This is a genomic window from Rathayibacter sp. AY1D5 (assembly GCF_002932515.1).
Classification (GTDB): Bacteria; Actinomycetota; Actinomycetes; order Actinomycetales; family Microbacteriaceae; genus Rathayibacter.
This window is the reverse complement of sequence record NZ_PSVU01000003.1, coordinates 32,559-46,321: the sequence shown is the minus strand read 5'-3', so window position 1 is coordinate 46,321 and position 13,763 is coordinate 32,559. Positions and strand designations below refer to the sequence as shown.

The following is a 13,763-nucleotide window of genomic DNA, read 5'->3' as shown; positions in this document are numbered from 1 at the left end:
GGCGATGGCAGGATGACCGCATGCCCGCGCCGACGCCCTCGCTGCACCACTCGGTGCTGGACGAGCTCGGCTCGCAGATCGTGCGCGGCGAGCTCGCGCCGGGCACCACCTTCAGCGCCGACGAGCGTGCGGAGCGGCGCGGGGTCTCCCGCTCGGTGATGCGGGAGGCGGTGCGCGTCCTCGAGACGCTCGGGCTCGTGACGTCCCGCCGCCGCGCGGGGACGCGGGTCCAGCCTCCGGAGTGCTGGAACGCCCTGGACACGCGGGTCGTCGCATGGGGACTGGACGGCCCGGACCGGCGGCGCCAGCTGCACCAGCTCAGCGAGCTCCGCCTCGGGGTGGAGCCGCTCGCCGCCCGGCTCGCCGCGGCGAACGCGACCGAGGAGCAGCGGCGGGCGCTCACGGAGGCGGGCGACGCCCTCTCCACCCACTCCCGCGCAGCCGACCAGTCCGCCTACCTCGCCGCCGACACCGCCTTCCACCGCTCCCTCCTGGCCGCGTCCGGCAACCGGATGCTCGCGCAGCTGGGCGATCTGGTCGCCGAGGTCCTCGCCGGCCGCACCCGCAATGCGCTCATGCCGCGCGAGGCCGACTCCACCGCGGTGCGGCTGCACCGGGCGGTGGCCGCCGCCGTCGCCTCGGGCGACGCGGACGCTGCGGAGGCCGCGATGCGGGCGATCGTCGAGGAGTCGGACCGGGCGGTGCAGGAGAGCTGACGGGGTTGCACGCCCGCAGCGCCGCGCGCACAGTGGAGCGCATGGTCGAGGGATACACGTCCGCGCAGGTGCGGGCCGCCGAGGCTCCGCACCTGGCCCGGCGGGAGCCGCTGATGCAGCGCGCCGCCGACGGCCTCGCCCGCGAGCTGCGTCTCGTGCTCGCCGGGCGCTCCGACCGCTCCCGTCCGGCCTCGGTGCTCGTCCTGGTCGGTCCGGGCGACAACGGCGGTGACGCGCTCTACGCGGCCGCCGAGCTCTCCTCCTCCGGAACCGACGTCGTCCTCGTCCTCACGGCCGAGCGGGTGCACCGCCGGGGCCTCGCCGTGGCGCTCGACGAGGGCTGCGGGCAGGTGCCGGCCGACGACGCGCCCGGCCTCGCCGCGGCGGTGGCGCGGGCGAATGTCCTGGTCGACGGGATCCTCGGCATCGGAGCGACGGAGCCCGCGCTGCGGGGGCGGCCGCGCGTCGTCGTCGAGGCGGTGCTCGACGCGCTGGAGCGGCGGGCCGAGCGCCCGGTGGTCGTCGCGGTCGACCTGCCGAGCGGCATCCATCCCGACGACGGGTCGGTCCCCGATCCCACCGTGCTGCGCGCCGATGTGACGGTCGCCTTCGGCGCGATCAAGGCCGGTCTGCTGCTGCCTCCGGGCGACTCCTACGCGGGCCGTCTGCGCCTGGTCGACATCGGCCTCGGCCCGGACCTGGCCGGAGTGGAGCCCGCGGTCCGCGAGTGAGTGAGCGGCTCAGGAGGGAGCGAGGAGGTGCGCCTTCTCGGGGTGCTGCTCGAACCACTGCCCGACGTACCAGCACATCGGCACGACGCTCCGCCCGCCGGCGGCCTCGATGTCGTCGACGGCGAAGGAGACCAGCTCTCCTGCGAGCCCGCGGCCTCGGAAGGGCGGGGTCGTGAAGGAGCGGACGAGGGAGACGCTGCCGGGCGCCTCGCGGTAGTCGAGGACGCCCACCAAGGCGCCGTCGAGGTGGAGCTCGTAGCGCGACGCGTCGTCCGCCCGGCGGAAGTCCTTGGCCATGCCTCCAGAGTAGGACGGCCCGGACGGATCAGGCCTCGTCGCCGAGCATCTCGCCGTCGACGTAGAGCCAGCGACCGTCCTCGCGCAGGAAGCGGCTGCGCTCGTGCACGAGGCCTGGGCCGGCGGGCGAGCGGTAGGAGGCGCGGAACTCGACCAGGCCCTCCTCGTCGCCCTCCCCGCCGAACGAGGTGTCGACGATCTGGAGCCGGCGCCACTGGAGGTCGGGATCGAGGTCGATGCGGCGCGGCCGGGTCGAGGGGTGCCAGCTCGCGAGCAGGTAGGGAGCGCTGCCGAGGACGTTCGCGCTGTAGCGGCTGCGCATCAGGCGCTCCGCCGTCGGCGAGGGCTCCTCGCCGAGGTGGGCGGGGCGGCAGCAGTCGGCGTAGTGGCGGCGGCTTCCGCAGGGGCAGGAGTCGGCGGGGTGCATCCGGCCAGTGTGGCAGGCGATGCGGCGCCCCCGGCCCGGCGCGGCTCCGGCGAGCGCCGCGACTCCCCGGGCCGTCCAGGTGTGCATCCCCTCCACATCCGCTCCGCCGCCTTGAGGGTGCCGCCGGATCCCGGCAACGTGGCCCCCTCATCGACCACGGACGGAAGGAACGACCCGATGCTCACGCTCACCGACAACGCCAGCACCGTCGTCAAGACCATCACCGGGCAGACCGAGACCCCCGTCGAGGGAGGCCTGCGCATCAGCGGCACCGATCTCGACGCCCGCAACTTCGCTGTCGCGGTCGCCGCGGCCCCCGAGACGACGGACGCCGTCGTGGAGCAGGACGGAGCGCGCGTGTTCCTCGACGTCGCCGCCTCCGTCGCTCTCGGCGACAAGGTCCTCGACGCGCAGGTGGACGAGGGCGGCTCCGTCAGCTTCGGGATCGCTCCCCAGGACTGACCCCGTCGACATCGGAGGCCGCCTCCACCGCAGTGCGGGAGGGCGGCCTCCGTCGTCCCAGGATCAGGAGAGGATGTCGCGGGTGGTGAAGCGGCCGATCGCGAGGGACCCGAACACGGCGACGTAGGCGAGCTGGAGCAGCGCGTTCTCGCCGAAGGAGCTCCACGCGATCGGGTCGCGCAGGAGGTCGGCGAAGTCGAACCACCGGTCGGTCAGCAGGAACGGGTGGAGGGCGTCCAGCTGCGAGAGCGAGCCGACGATCTGCGCCGCGATGGAGACGACGACGGTGGCCGCCATGGCGCCGACCGGCACATCGGTCAGCGTCGAGATGAAGAGGCCGATCGCCGAGAGCCCGACCAGCGAGAGCGCCGCGTACACGGCGATCGCCAGGGCCCGGCCGATCGCGTCGGCGAGCGGGACGGTGCTGCCGGAGAGCAGCGTCACCGGTCCCGCCGGGAAGAGCGCCAGGCCGATCAGGATCCCGACCACCATGACGGTGAGTGCTGCGGCGAGGCAGAAGGCGAGGGAGGCGGCGAACTTCACCGCGAGCAGCCGCACGCGGCCGACGGGGCTGACCAGCAGGTAGCGCAGCGTCCCGAGCGAGGCCTCGCCCGCGATCGCGTCGCCGGCGACGACCCCGACCGTGAGCGGGAGGAACAGCGGGACGGCGACCGTGATGGCCGCGAAGCCGGTGAAGAGGCCGTTGCCGGCGATCGCGCCCACGAAGGAGGGCCCGCCTCCGTCGCCGCCCGAGAGCCGCACCGCGACGGCGAGCAGGATCGGGATGGCGGCCAGGGCCGCGAGCAGCGCCCAGGTGCGGCGCCGGCGGAAGAGCAGGGCGAGCTCGGAGGCGAGCAGGGACCCGATCCCTGCTCGGCGGACGGTCGCGTCAGCGCTCGACATCGAAGCCCTCCCCGGTCAGCTCGACGAAGCGCTCCTCGAGCGAGGGGCGGCGGACGGCGAACCCGCGGACGCGGACGTCGGCCCGCACGAGGTCGGCCACCAGCGTCTCGGCCGCGAGCCCGGGCGGCAGAGCGGCGACGACCAGCGGCGGATCGGCGGGGTGCGGGCCCGGCGCGGTGCGCGGCTCCAGACCCCGGGTGTGCAGGGCCACGATCGCGCGCTCGCGGTCGGGCGTCAGCAGCTCGACCGAGGCGGCGTCCCCGCGCAGCTCGTCGAGCCCGCCCTGGGCGACGAGGCGCCCGGTACGCATGACGGCGGCGTGGGTGCAGAGCTGCTCGATCTCGGCGAGGAGGTGGCTGGAGACGAGGACGGTCGTGCCGTCCTGGTTCAGTCCGCGCACGAGAGCGCGGACCTCGCGGGTGCCCTGCGGATCGAGGCCGTTCGTGGGCTCGTCCAGCACGATCAGGTCGCGCGGCGAGAGCAGGGCGACCGCGATGCCGAGCCGCTGCTTCATGCCCAGGGAGTAGGAGCCGACCTTCTTGCGCGCCGCGGCCGAGAGACCGACGCGGGCGAGGGCCTCCTTCGCACGGGTGTCGCGGGTGCGGGACGAGGTGCCCGCCTCCGCGGCGTCGAAGCGCCGGAGGTTGGCCGCTCCGGAGAGGAACGGGTAGAAGCCCGGCCCCTCGACCAGCGCCCCCACCCGGGGCAGGACCTCGGCCGCGCGCCGGGGCATGGCCTGCCCGAGGACGGTGATGCTGCCCGCGGTCGGCGCGGCGAGGGCGAGCAGCATCCGGATCGTCGTGGTCTTGCCCGAGCCGTTCGGGCCGAGGAAGCCGAAGACGGCGCCGCGGGGAACGGCGAGGTCGAGACCGGAGACCGCCTCCTGGCGCCCGAAGCGTTTGGTGAGGCCCCGCGTCTCGACTGCGAGCTCGCCCGCCGTCACCGAGCGGAGGCCGCGTCGCGGAGCGTCTCGGCCGGGACCGCTCCGGCGAGGACGCGTCCGTCGTCGGTGACGAGGACGGTCAGCAGGGCGGAGGAGAGGATGCGGCCGCCGTCGACCGGCGTGGTGACAGCGTCGAGCGAGGAGAGCGCGTCGGCGTCACCGGCGGGCAGCTCGACGACGCTCGTCCAGCCGGAGCCCGTGGTGACGACGTCGGAGTGCTCGGCCGTGCCCGCGGCGGGCGCGTCGGAGGAGTCCGCCGCGTCGTCGACCGGAGCGGCCTGCTCCGTCACCTCGGCGCCGGCCGGGGGCGTGAAGGAGAAGAGGGACGCGTCGGGCGTCGAGAAGTCGATGCTCGTGTACGCGACGCTGAACGCGGGCGCGGTGCCCCCGCGGGCGGTCACGGCTACCCCGAGCGGGAGGCCCGTCTCGCCGTCGACCGAGACGGTCACGGAGCCCACGAGGGTGCCGCCGTCGCGGGGCGTGAGCACGAGCTCGTACGCGTCGCGCCCGGCGACGCTGACGTCCGAGCCGACCGCGACCGTGGTCGTCGGGTCGATCGCGGCGAGCAGCTGCTCGGCGGCGGACGACGGCGTGACGACCTGATCGCCCGGCGAGGCCTCGGGGGCTCCGCCCGCGGGAGGCACGAGGTGGGTGGCGGTGTTCGCGCTCGAGTCGTAGATCCAGACTCCGTCGGTCGTCGAGGCGACGACGTCGCGCTCGGCCAGCCGGTCGAGCACCTGGAGGCGCGCGCCCTTCTCGGCGTCGACGTACACGCGCGCCTGGTGCGAGCCCGTGGCGAGCTCGACGAGGGAGTCGGCAGGGTCGGCGGACGCCGAGCCGGCCGAGCCGCCGAGCGCCGAGAGGTCGGGCAGGCCGAGGTCCGAGGTCTGCCGGATCTCGCCGGAGAACGCCGTGGTGTCGCTCTCGGCGACGAAGGCGAGGAGGTCGGCGGCGGACTTCTCGGGGAGGTCTCCCGCGGCGCTCGCCGAGAGGGGGAGGGCGACGGCCGCGGCGACGACGACCGCGGGGACGACGGCGACGGGCGTCCAGCGCTTCCAGTCAATGCTCATGCCGGGAACGCTACGCCTCGAACCTCCGCGGCGGGCCCGGAACGTCCCGGTCCACAGCCTTCCGGAAGGGGGTGCGGCCGGGGATCGCGGCCGGGATGATCAGGGCATGGACCTCCCGTTCGCGCTCCCCGTCGCCCCGATGCTCGCCAAGGCCGTTCCTGCGGTGCCGGAGCAGACCGCCATCGCGGGCGGATACTCCTACGAGCCGAAGTGGGACGGGTTCCGCGCGATCGTCTCGGTCTCCGGCGGCGAGTGCGAGATCGGGAGCCGCGGCTCCAAGCCGCTGACCCGGTACTTCCCCGAGCTCGTCGAGGCCTTCCTCCGGCTGCTCCCCGACGGCTGCGTGCTCGACGGCGAGATCGTCCTGGCGACCGGCGAGCCGGGTGCCCAGCGGCTCGACTGGGACCTGCTCTCGCAGCGCATCCATCCGGCCGCGAGCCGCGTGAGGATGCTGGCGGAGACCACCCCGGCGATGCTCGTCGCCTTCGACCTGCTCGCCGTGGACGGGCGCAGCATGCTCGAGGAGCCGTACTCGGCGCGGCGGGAGGCGCTCGCCGCGGTGATGGCCGGCGTCCCGCATCCGCTGCACCTCGGCCGCGCCACCGACGACGAGGCCCTGGCGCGCGACTGGCTGGAGCGCTTCGAGGGCGCAGGACTGGACGGCGTCGTGGCGAAGCCCCTGGCCGCGCCCTACTCCCCCGGGAAGCGCGCCGTGCTCAAGGTCAAGCACCACCGCACGGCCGACGTGATCGCGATCGGGTACCGCGAGCACGCCTCCAAGCCGGGCGTGGGCTCGATCCTGCTCGGCCTGCACGGCGACGACGGAGAGGTCCGCCAGGTCGGCGGGGCCTCGGCCTTCAGCGACGAGCGTCGCGTGCAGCTGCTGGAGGAGCTCGCACCCGCGGTCGAGCGCGACGCGGGGGGAGCGCCGGTGCGCGGCGAGGGCGAGCGGAGCCGGTTCTCGAGCGGCCGCGACACCTCCTTCGTGCGTCTGCGTCCCGAGCTCGTGCTCGAGGTCCGCTACGACCAGCGCGAGGGCGACCGCTTCCGGCACACCGTGCAGTTCGAGCGCTGGCGCCCGGACCGCGACGCCGCCTCCTGCACCATGGAGCAGCTGGAGCAGCCGACCGCGTACGACCTCGGCGACGTCCTCGGCTAGGCCTTCTTCGCGCGGCTGGGCTGCACGCGGGGCGGCTCGCCCGGCATCTTGGGGAAGTCGGGCGGGAACGGCAGCTCGCCGAGGCCGGCGGCGACATCGCGCTCCCACCAGCCGAGCAGGGCGTCGAGGTGACCGGGGGCGTCGTGCATCCGGGCCCACGGATCACCGCGCTCGGCGAGGCGCGCCGGGACCGTGCGGATCGTGAAGGCCCGCGGGTCGACGCCGTCGAGCTCGTCCCAGTCCAGCGGAGTGGAGACGGGAGCGTGCGCGAGCGGCCGCGGGCTGTAGGCACCGGCGATCGTCCGGTCGCGGTTGGCCTGGTTGAAGTCGACGAAGATCCGCTCGCCGCGCTCCTCCTTCCACCACGCCGTCGTGACCTTCTCGGGCATCCGCCGCTCCAGCTCGCGCGCCGCGGCGATCACCGCGTGGCGGACGTCGAGGAACTCGTGCTCGGCGACGATCGGCGCGAAGACGTGCAGGCCGCGGTTGCCGGACGTCTTCACGAACGGGTCGAGGCCGGCCTCCCGCAGGACCTCCCGCAGCGCGTGCGCGGCGACGACCGCGTCGGCGACGTCGGTGCCGGGCTGCGGGTCGAGGTCGATCCGGAGCTGGTCGGGCAGGTCGGGCGCATCGGCGCGGGACGCCCACGGGTGGAAGACGACGGTGTTCATCTGCGCCGCCCAGACGGCGGCCGCGGGCTCGTCGATCACGAGCTGCGGATGCACCCGCCCGCTCGGGTACGTCACCGGGACGGACCGGACGTACTCGGGCGCGCCCTTGGGCGGGTTCTTCGAGAAGAACTGCTCGCCCTCGATCCCGGAGGAGAACCGCTGCAGCGAGACGGGGCGGCCGCCGTTCGCCGCGACGAACGGCTCGCCGACGGCGATCAGGTACTCCGCGACCTCGCGCTTGGTGATGCCCGGCTCCGGGAAGAGCACGCGCTCGGGGCTCGAGATCCGCACCTCCCGGTCGCCGTGCGGTCCGGGGACGGTGAGGACGACGGCGTCGCTGCTGGGCATCTGCTGAGGCTAGCCCGCGGCGCCGCCCGGCGACAGGGGTCCGCCGGGGCGCCGCCGCAGCCGGATCGGGCCCTTCGCCCGCGAGGGGTCGACGACCTGTCCGCCCTGCACGATGTCGATCTCGCCCCGGTCGACCAGGCGGCGCGCGGCCCGGCGCACGGGCTCCATCAGCGGCCGCCACTCCTCGCCGCCGACCCGGCGCGCGACCTCGGATGGGCACGCCGTCGACGACGCCGCTCGCGCGAGCAGGACGGTGCGGATCTCCTCCTCGAGGCGCGCCTCCTCCGGTCCGACTCCGCGACGGCGGCAGGCGTCCGAGCAGTAGCGGACGTCCTCCCAGTCCCGTGCCCACTTCGCGCGCCACTCGATCTCGCGACCGCAGGAGGCGCAGGTCTTGCTCTCGGGGTGCGCGGTGGACGTGCGCTGACGGTGGGCCATGCCCTCGAGTCTGCGCGCAGACCGCGGCCGCGGCGACGGGTTGCGCTGAGGGCGAGCGACGGGTGCGCGGGCTCCGGCGCCGAGGACGGGCACCCGATGCGGCGTGATCGGGAACAGGGAGCGGCGGATCGGCGTTCCCCGAGGTGGCGGCGTCATACTCCGCAATAGGGCGGCCCTCCCCCGGTCGGTGCGCCAGTCTGGAGGAGCCGTGCTGCGGCGCGACGGCGGGCCACCACCCCGTGCCGCACCCTCGATCGATCAGGAGTCTCCGATGAGCCGCGAGAACCTCGCCACCACCCCGGACCGCGAGCCGGAGCACCGCGCCTTCGCCGGACTATCCCCGGAGGACTTCAAGCTCGCGTTCCGCAACCACGCCGCCGGAGTCGCGCTGATCACCGCCGACCCGGGCACCGGCCCGGTCGCCCTGACCGCGACCTCCGTCTTCTCGGTGAGCGCCGAGCCGCCGCTGTTCGTCTTCTCGCTCTCGTCCGCCTCGTCCAGCTCTCCGGCCATCCAGGCGTCCGAGACGCTGGTCGTGCACCTGCTCGGGGCGGAGCAGCTCGACCTGGCGCGTCTGGGCTCGACCAGCGGCATCGACCGCTTCGCCGACACGTCGCTCTGGTCGCGGCTGCCCACGGGCGAGCCGTTCTTCCCGGGCGCCGCCGCCTGGATCCGCGGCACGGTGATCAACCGCATGGAGGCGGGATCGTCCACGATCGTCGCCGTGCACGCCCTCGAGGCCCACGTGCCCGAGGACTCCGAGACCACGGCGCCGCTCGTCTACCACAACCGCACCTGGCACCACCTCGGCGAGCACTCGCGCCTGAGCTGAGCTCCGCGCGCGATCCGAAGAAGGCGCTTCAGTCCTCCGACCCGGTCGCCACCGTCCGGCCCGGCGTGCTCGACCACTGCGACCAGGAGCCCGGGTAGAGCGCCGGCGCGAAGCCCGCGAGAGTGAGCGCGACGACGTCGACCGCGGCCGAGACGCCGCTGCCGCAGTACACGCCGACGGGGGCGTGCTCCCGCACGCCGAGCGCCTCGAATCCGGCGCGCAGGTCGGAGGCGGGCCGGAACCGCCCCTCGGAGTCGAGCGCCGCGGACGCGGGAGCGTTCCGAGCGCCGGGGATGTGGCCCGCCCGCGGGTCGATCGGCTCGACCTCGCCGCGGTACCGCTCAGGGGCGCGGGCGTCGAGCAGGACGCCCGCCGAGGGCAGCGCCGCCGCCTCGTCGATGTCCAGCACCGGGAGCCGACCATAGGCCAGCTCGACGTCGCCCCGCTCGCGCGGGACGTCGCCCGTCTCGAGCTCCCGCCCCGAGCGGATCCAGCCGGCGAGCGACCCGTCGAGCAGGCGGACGTCCTCCACTCCCGTCGCCCGCAGCAGCCACCAGGCCCGTGCGGCCGGGACGCTCTGCGCGTCGTCGTACACGACGACGGACCGGCCCCGGCGGAGCCCCCAGCCGCGCGCCGCCTCCTGCAGCACCTCGATCGGAGGCAGCGGGTGGCGCCCCTCCTCCGGCTCGCCGTGGGCGGCCAGCTCGTGATCGAGGTCGACGTGCACCGCGCCGGGCAGGTGGCCCGCGAGGTACTCCGGGCGGCCGTCGGGCCGGTCGAGGCGCCAGCGCACGTCGAGGACGAGCGGCGGCTCAGTGGAGGCCATCAGCTCGGCGAGCTCGTCAGGGGTGACCAGCAGGCTCTCGCGGCTGGAGGGGGTCGTCGGGGTCATGGCGTCCTTCCGATCCGCGTCGTCGGCGGAGTCCTGCCCCAGCATGCCGGGTCGCCCGGCGGCGCGGGAGCTCGCGCGGCAGCGGAGCATCAGTGCGCAAGGCGCCTTGTCGATGGTCGTCCGCCGGAGAGCCCCTCGCGCAGGCGGGTCGTGTTCACCACTCGAGACCCGCGGGCGCGGCCCGGAGGCCTGCAGGGGACCGCTCGGGCCTGAGAGAGGAGGGCGAGGCTCTCGACGTCGGAGGACCGCCGAAGGCCCGCCCCTCCGGCAGGGGCGGACCTTCGCTGCCTTCAGTTGGACTCGCAGGCGAACCCGTCGTCGTCCCTGTCGAGCTCTGCGACATCGCCGTAGTACGGGTAGTACAGGTCGAAGTACCGCTGAGCTGAGGCCTGGTCCGGGAAGTCGTCGCAGTTCACAGCGTCGCCGGGATAAGCAGGTCGTCCCGGGCCGGGCGCCGGCGCCGGCGCCGCGGCCTGCGTGCTCGCCCAGAGTGCGCGGCCCTGCGGCGAGTAGATCACCAGGTTGCCGTCGTTCTGCATGACCATCCGGGAGCCCGGGCTGCCCGCTGTGCCGGACTGCCAGCGCGCTCCGCCGGAGCCCGCGTAGACCACGGCGTTGCCGTCGGACTGCATCTCGAGCCGGTTGCCGCCTCCGGACGTGCCGGCCGCCCAGCGGGCCGAGCCGCGCGAGTACACGACGAGGTTGCCGTCGCCCTGCATGACCGCCTCGCTCCCTCCGTCTGAGGAGCGCAGCAGCTGTCCGGACGTGAGCCGGCTCCCGGAGGAGAGGGTGTCCCGGACGGCGGGCGCGGGCGGCGCCGGAGGGGTGTCGCTCGCCCACAGCGCGCGGCCCGAGGCGGAGTAGACGACCAGGTTGCCGTCGTTCTGCATCTGCAGGCGGGATCCCGGGTTGCCCGCCGTACCCGAGGCCCAGAGGGGTCGGCCCGAGGCGGAGGTGACCACGGCGTTGCCGTCGGACTGCATCGAGAGCGTCTCGCCCTCGCCCTGGGTGCCGGCGCCCCAGCGGACGTCCCCCCGCGAGTAGACCGCGAGATTGCCGTCGCCCTGCAGGGAGGCGCGCGACCGGCCGTCCGGCGAGGTGAGCTGCTGTCCCCGGCTGAGCCGCGAGCCGGAGGAGAGGACGTCGCGGATCTCGGGCGCGCGCGAGGTCGAGCTCGCCCAGAGCGGCCGTCCGGAGGCGGCGGTGATCACCAGGTTGCCGTCGTTCTGCATCCGCATCCGCGCGCCCGGGTTCCCGGGCGTTCCCGCCTGCCAGCGCACGCCGGACCCGGGGGCCGAGACCACCGCGTTCCCGTCGGTCTGCATCGCGAGGCGGTTGCCCGCTCCGGAGGTGACGGAGCTCCAGCGCGGCGATCCGTCCACGTAGACGACGAGATTGCCGTCGCTCTGCATCACGGCGCGCGAGCGGCCGTCCGAGGCGGTCAGCTGCTGTCCCGGAGAGAGCTCGCGCCCGCTGTCGAGGACGTCGGCGATCGGCTCCGGCTCGGGCTCCTGCTCGTCGGCCGAGGACCAGGCCGTGTCCCCGTTCGGGCGGACGAGCACGAGCTGCCCGTCGTCCTGGATGAGGGCGAGCGCGCCGGTCTCTCCCGCGGTTCCGGACGCCCAGACGGGCGTGCCGGAGCCGGTCACGACGACGAGGTTGCCGTCCTCCTGCATCCGCACCGTGGTCGCACCGGTGCCCTGGGTCCTGGTGCTCCAGACGGGGCGGCGCCCGGCGTCGTAGATCACGGCGTTGCCGTCCGCCTGCATCTCGAAGCTCGCGGAGTCTCCGTTCGAGAAGATGCGCTCTCCCGCGTCGAGCGAGTCGCCGCCGAGGAGGGCGTTCGTGTAGGTCTGCGATCCGCGCGCCTCTGCGGGCGGAGTCTCCCCCGGGACGAAGGCGGTCGGAGTCTCGGCGACGGCCTGCGTCGCGAGGGCGGACGGCGCCAGAGCGGCGGAACCGCCCGCGGCGAGCAGGCAGGCGAGGGTCATCGCCGCGAGGCGATGAGGAGGTCGTGGCACGGAGAGCCCTTTCGGAGTCGGCGGCGGCGGAAGCCGGGGTCGAGCGGAGCCTGGCACGCGCTCGCCACGGCCGTCCATCGGGGCCGCGCGGAACTACTCAGCCGGAGCGGGCGATCCGCGCCGGCTGCGCGGGCGCCGCCTCCGGACCACGGAGCCTCCGGCCGGCTCGCGCGCCCCGGTCGGGGTTGTCGGCGATCGACGCGGATCGACGGAGGACGTGCTCCCACGGCCGGAGCGCACCCCGCGCCGGCGCCCCGGGAGGCGGCTCGGACCTCCCGCGGCACGGAGGAGGTCCCCGTTCCTCCTAAAATCGGAGTCATGTCGAAAGTGTTGAGCAGTCTGCCCGTGGGCGAGCGTGTCGGAATCGCATTCTCGGGAGGCCTCGACACATCCGTCGCCGTCGCCTGGATGCGCGAGAAGGGCGCGGTGCCCTGCACGTACACGGCCGACATCGGCCAGTACGACGAGCCCGACATCGAGAGCGTCCCGTCCCGCGCGGCCCAGTACGGCGCCGAGATCTCGCGCCTCGTCGACGCGAAGAGCGCGCTGGTCGAGGAGGGGCTCGTCGCCCTGCAGTGCGGCGCCTTCCACATCCGCTCCGGCGGCAAGACCTACTTCAACACCACCCCCCTCGGCCGCGCCGTGACCGGCACCCTCCTCGTCCGCGCCATGCGCGAGGACGGCGTCGACATCTGGGGCGACGGCTCGACCTACAAGGGCAACGACATCGAGCGGTTCTACCGCTACGGCCTGCTCGCCAACCCCCGCCTGCGCATCTACAAGCCCTGGCTCGACGTGCAGTTCGTCAACGAGCTCGGCGGCCGCACCGAGATGTCGGAGTGGCTGGTCGCCCGCGGCTTCCCCTACCGCGACGCCACCGAGAAGGCCTACTCGACCGACGCCAACATCTGGGGCGCCACCCACGAGGCCAAGCGCCTCGAGGAGCTCTCCAGCGGCCTCGAGCTCGTCGAGCCGATCATGGGTGTCGCGTCGTGGCGCGACGAGGTCGAGATCGCCTCCGAGGTCGTCTCGGTGCGCTTCGAGGCCGGCCGCCCCGTCGCGCTGAACGGCGTCGAGTTCTCGGACGCCGTCGCGCTCGTGCTCGAGGCGAACGCGATCGGCGGACGCCACGGGCTCGGCGTCTCGGACCAGATCGAGAACCGGATCATCGAGGCCAAGAGCCGCGGCATCTACGAGGCCCCCGGCATGGCGCTGCTGCACATCGCCTACGAGCGCCTGCTGAACGCGATCCACAACGAGGACACCGTCGCCCAGTACCACTCGGAGGGCCGCCGTCTCGGCCGCCTGATGTACGAGGGCCGCTGGCTCGACCCGCAGTCGCTGATGCTGCGCGAGTCCATCCAGCGCTGGGTCGGCTCGGCCGTCTCCGGGGAGGTCACCCTGCGCCTGCGCCGCGGCGACGACTACACGATCCTCGACACGACCGGCCCCGCGCTGAGCTACCACCCCGACAAGCTCTCGATGGAGCGGGTCGGCGACGCCGCCTTCGGCCCCGAGGACCGCATCGGGCAGCTCACGATGCGCAACCTCGACATCGCCGACTCCCGCTCGCGGCTCGAGCAGTACGCGGCCGCCGGCCTCGTCGGCGGTCCGACCGCCGAGCTCGTCGGCGAGCTCGAGATCGGCGAGGCCGATGCGATCACCGAGGGCGGCGGGTCCGCAGCGGCCGACGCGCTGGGACGCGCCACCGACCTGGCCTCGGAGGGTGCGGCGTTCGACGCCGGAACCGACTGACCCCGCCCGTCCGACGCCCCCGCGCGTCCGTCCCACCGGGACGCGAGGCGCACGGGGGCGTCGTGCTGTGCGGGCCGACCCGGCGCGCCGGCTGCGAG

At 74.5% G+C, this 13,763-nt stretch carries 15 protein-coding genes; 6 read left to right on the top strand and 9 right to left on the bottom strand.

The window, feature by feature from the left end; genetic code table 11:
- Window positions 1–20 precede the first annotated feature (20 nt).
- Both C5C82_RS01670 and C5C82_RS01665 read left to right on the top strand, forming a co-directional pair.
- Window positions 21–716, top strand: a complete 696-nt coding sequence (locus tag C5C82_RS01670) for a FadR/GntR family transcriptional regulator (RefSeq protein ID WP_104225394.1) — start codon at window positions 21–23, stop codon at window positions 714–716.
- Between the two features lie 41 nt (window positions 717–757).
- Window positions 758–1,447 (top strand): NAD(P)H-hydrate epimerase, encoded by a 690-nt coding sequence (locus C5C82_RS01665; protein WP_104354516.1) that lies wholly within the window; start codon window positions 758–760, stop codon window positions 1,445–1,447.
- 9 nt (window positions 1,448–1,456) lie between these two features.
- On the opposite strand, the gene C5C82_RS01660 is transcribed toward C5C82_RS01665, so the two are convergent.
- Together C5C82_RS01660 and C5C82_RS01655 are read right to left on the bottom strand one after the other, a co-directional pair.
- Window positions 1,457–1,744, bottom strand: a complete 288-nt coding sequence (locus C5C82_RS01660) for a GNAT family N-acetyltransferase (RefSeq protein ID WP_104222554.1) — start codon at window positions 1,742–1,744, stop codon at window positions 1,457–1,459.
- 28 nt (window positions 1,745–1,772) lie between these two features.
- Window positions 1,773–2,258: a YchJ family protein gene (locus C5C82_RS01655; RefSeq protein WP_258063454.1), complete on the bottom strand. Its 486-nt coding sequence runs from the start codon at window positions 2,256–2,258 to the stop codon at window positions 1,773–1,775.
- A gap of 90 nt (window positions 2,259–2,348) precedes the next feature.
- Here C5C82_RS01655 and C5C82_RS01650 point away from each other — a divergent pair, with 90 nt between their 5' ends.
- Window positions 2,349–2,633: a hypothetical protein gene (locus tag C5C82_RS01650; protein WP_104222553.1), complete on the top strand. Its 285-nt coding sequence runs from the start codon at window positions 2,349–2,351 to the stop codon at window positions 2,631–2,633.
- A gap of 63 nt (window positions 2,634–2,696) precedes the next feature.
- Here the strand turns inward: C5C82_RS01650 and C5C82_RS01645 are convergent, their stop codons facing one another.
- From C5C82_RS01645 to C5C82_RS01635, 3 genes are read right to left on the bottom strand one after another with little or no spacing between them, the layout of a single operon-like run.
- The gene (locus tag C5C82_RS01645) at window positions 2,697–3,536 is read right to left on the bottom strand and encodes an ABC transporter permease (RefSeq protein WP_104255477.1); all 840 of its coding nucleotides are present in this window, start codon (window positions 3,534–3,536) and stop codon (window positions 2,697–2,699) included.
- Complete coding sequence (locus C5C82_RS01640) at window positions 3,523–4,479, bottom strand: ABC transporter ATP-binding protein (protein ID WP_104225399.1); 957 nt, start codon at window positions 4,477–4,479, stop codon at window positions 3,523–3,525. Before C5C82_RS01640 ends, C5C82_RS01645 begins: the two co-directional genes overlap by 14 nt.
- The gene (locus C5C82_RS01635) at window positions 4,476–5,549 is read right to left on the bottom strand and encodes a DUF2092 domain-containing protein (RefSeq protein ID WP_104273305.1); all 1,074 of its coding nucleotides are present in this window, start codon (window positions 5,547–5,549) and stop codon (window positions 4,476–4,478) included. Before C5C82_RS01635 ends, C5C82_RS01640 begins: the two co-directional genes overlap by 4 nt.
- Window positions 5,550–5,655: 106 nt before the next feature.
- Here C5C82_RS01635 and C5C82_RS01630 point away from each other — a divergent pair, with 106 nt between their 5' ends.
- Window positions 5,656–6,708, top strand: coding sequence for an ATP-dependent DNA ligase (locus C5C82_RS01630; protein WP_104354515.1), 1,053 nt, complete (start codon window positions 5,656–5,658; stop codon window positions 6,706–6,708).
- Here the strand turns inward: C5C82_RS01630 and ligD are convergent.
- The gene (gene ligD, locus C5C82_RS01625) at window positions 6,705–7,727 is read right to left on the bottom strand and encodes a non-homologous end-joining DNA ligase (protein ID WP_181134391.1); all 1,023 of its coding nucleotides are present in this window, start codon (window positions 7,725–7,727) and stop codon (window positions 6,705–6,707) included. The genes C5C82_RS01630 and ligD overlap by 4 nt on opposite strands.
- Window positions 7,728–7,736: 9 nt before the next feature.
- Window positions 7,737–8,165 carry a DUF2256 and DUF3253 domain-containing protein gene (locus C5C82_RS01620; protein WP_104233370.1) on the bottom strand — a complete coding sequence of 143 codons (429 nt, stop codon included), beginning with the start codon at window positions 8,163–8,165 and terminating at the stop codon, window positions 7,737–7,739.
- A gap of 271 nt (window positions 8,166–8,436) precedes the next feature.
- On the opposite strand from C5C82_RS01620, the gene C5C82_RS01615 reads away from it, so the two are divergent.
- Window positions 8,437–8,997 (top strand): flavin reductase family protein, encoded by a 561-nt coding sequence (locus C5C82_RS01615; protein ID WP_104222547.1) that lies wholly within the window; start codon window positions 8,437–8,439, stop codon window positions 8,995–8,997.
- 28 nt (window positions 8,998–9,025) lie between these two features.
- On the opposite strand, the gene C5C82_RS01610 is transcribed toward C5C82_RS01615, so the two are convergent.
- Both C5C82_RS01610 and C5C82_RS17920 read right to left on the bottom strand, forming a co-directional pair.
- Window positions 9,026–9,889, bottom strand: coding sequence for a sulfurtransferase (locus C5C82_RS01610; RefSeq protein ID WP_104354523.1), 864 nt, complete (start codon window positions 9,887–9,889; stop codon window positions 9,026–9,028).
- 290 nt (window positions 9,890–10,179) lie between these two features.
- Window positions 10,180–11,880: an excalibur calcium-binding domain-containing protein gene (locus C5C82_RS17920; RefSeq protein ID WP_181134390.1), complete on the bottom strand. Its 1,701-nt coding sequence runs from the start codon at window positions 11,878–11,880 to the stop codon at window positions 10,180–10,182.
- Window positions 11,881–12,228: 348 nt separating this feature from the next.
- Between C5C82_RS17920 and argG the strand changes: the two genes are divergently transcribed.
- Window positions 12,229–13,665, top strand: coding sequence for an argininosuccinate synthase (argG, locus tag C5C82_RS01600; RefSeq protein ID WP_104222545.1), 1,437 nt, complete (start codon window positions 12,229–12,231; stop codon window positions 13,663–13,665).
- The last annotated feature ends 98 nt before the right edge of the window (window positions 13,666–13,763 follow it).

Excerpts from the sequence above, each read along its gene's own strand:
- C5C82_RS01670 (WP_104225394.1), top strand. The coding sequence starts at position 21 with ATGCCCGCGCCGACGCCCTCGCTGCACCACTCGGTGCTGGACGAGCTC.
- C5C82_RS01665 (WP_104354516.1), top strand. The coding sequence starts at position 758 with ATGGTCGAGGGATACACGTCCGCGCAGGTGCGGGCCGCCGAGGCTCCG.
- C5C82_RS01660 (WP_104222554.1), bottom strand. The coding sequence starts at position 1,744 with ATGGCCAAGGACTTCCGCCGGGCGGACGACGCGTCGCGCTACGAGCTC.
- C5C82_RS01655 (WP_258063454.1), bottom strand. The coding sequence starts at position 2,258 with ATGCACACCTGGACGGCCCGGGGAGTCGCGGCGCTCGCCGGAGCCGCG.
- C5C82_RS01650 (WP_104222553.1), top strand. The coding sequence starts at position 2,349 with ATGCTCACGCTCACCGACAACGCCAGCACCGTCGTCAAGACCATCACC.
- C5C82_RS01645 (WP_104255477.1), bottom strand. The coding sequence starts at position 3,536 with ATGTCGAGCGCTGACGCGACCGTCCGCCGAGCAGGGATCGGGTCCCTG.
- C5C82_RS01635 (WP_104273305.1), bottom strand. The coding sequence starts at position 5,549 with ATGAGCATTGACTGGAAGCGCTGGACGCCCGTCGCCGTCGTCCCCGCG.
- C5C82_RS01630 (WP_104354515.1), top strand. The coding sequence starts at position 5,656 with ATGGACCTCCCGTTCGCGCTCCCCGTCGCCCCGATGCTCGCCAAGGCC.
- ligD (WP_181134391.1), bottom strand. The coding sequence starts at position 7,727 with ATGCCCAGCAGCGACGCCGTCGTCCTCACCGTCCCCGGACCGCACGGC.
- C5C82_RS01620 (WP_104233370.1), bottom strand. The coding sequence starts at position 8,165 with ATGGCCCACCGTCAGCGCACGTCCACCGCGCACCCCGAGAGCAAGACC.
- C5C82_RS01615 (WP_104222547.1), top strand. The coding sequence starts at position 8,437 with ATGAGCCGCGAGAACCTCGCCACCACCCCGGACCGCGAGCCGGAGCAC.
- C5C82_RS01610 (WP_104354523.1), bottom strand. The coding sequence starts at position 9,889 with ATGACCCCGACGACCCCCTCCAGCCGCGAGAGCCTGCTGGTCACCCCT.
- C5C82_RS17920 (WP_181134390.1), bottom strand. The coding sequence starts at position 11,880 with ATGACCCTCGCCTGCCTGCTCGCCGCGGGCGGTTCCGCCGCTCTGGCG.
- argG (WP_104222545.1), top strand. The coding sequence starts at position 12,229 with ATGTCGAAAGTGTTGAGCAGTCTGCCCGTGGGCGAGCGTGTCGGAATC.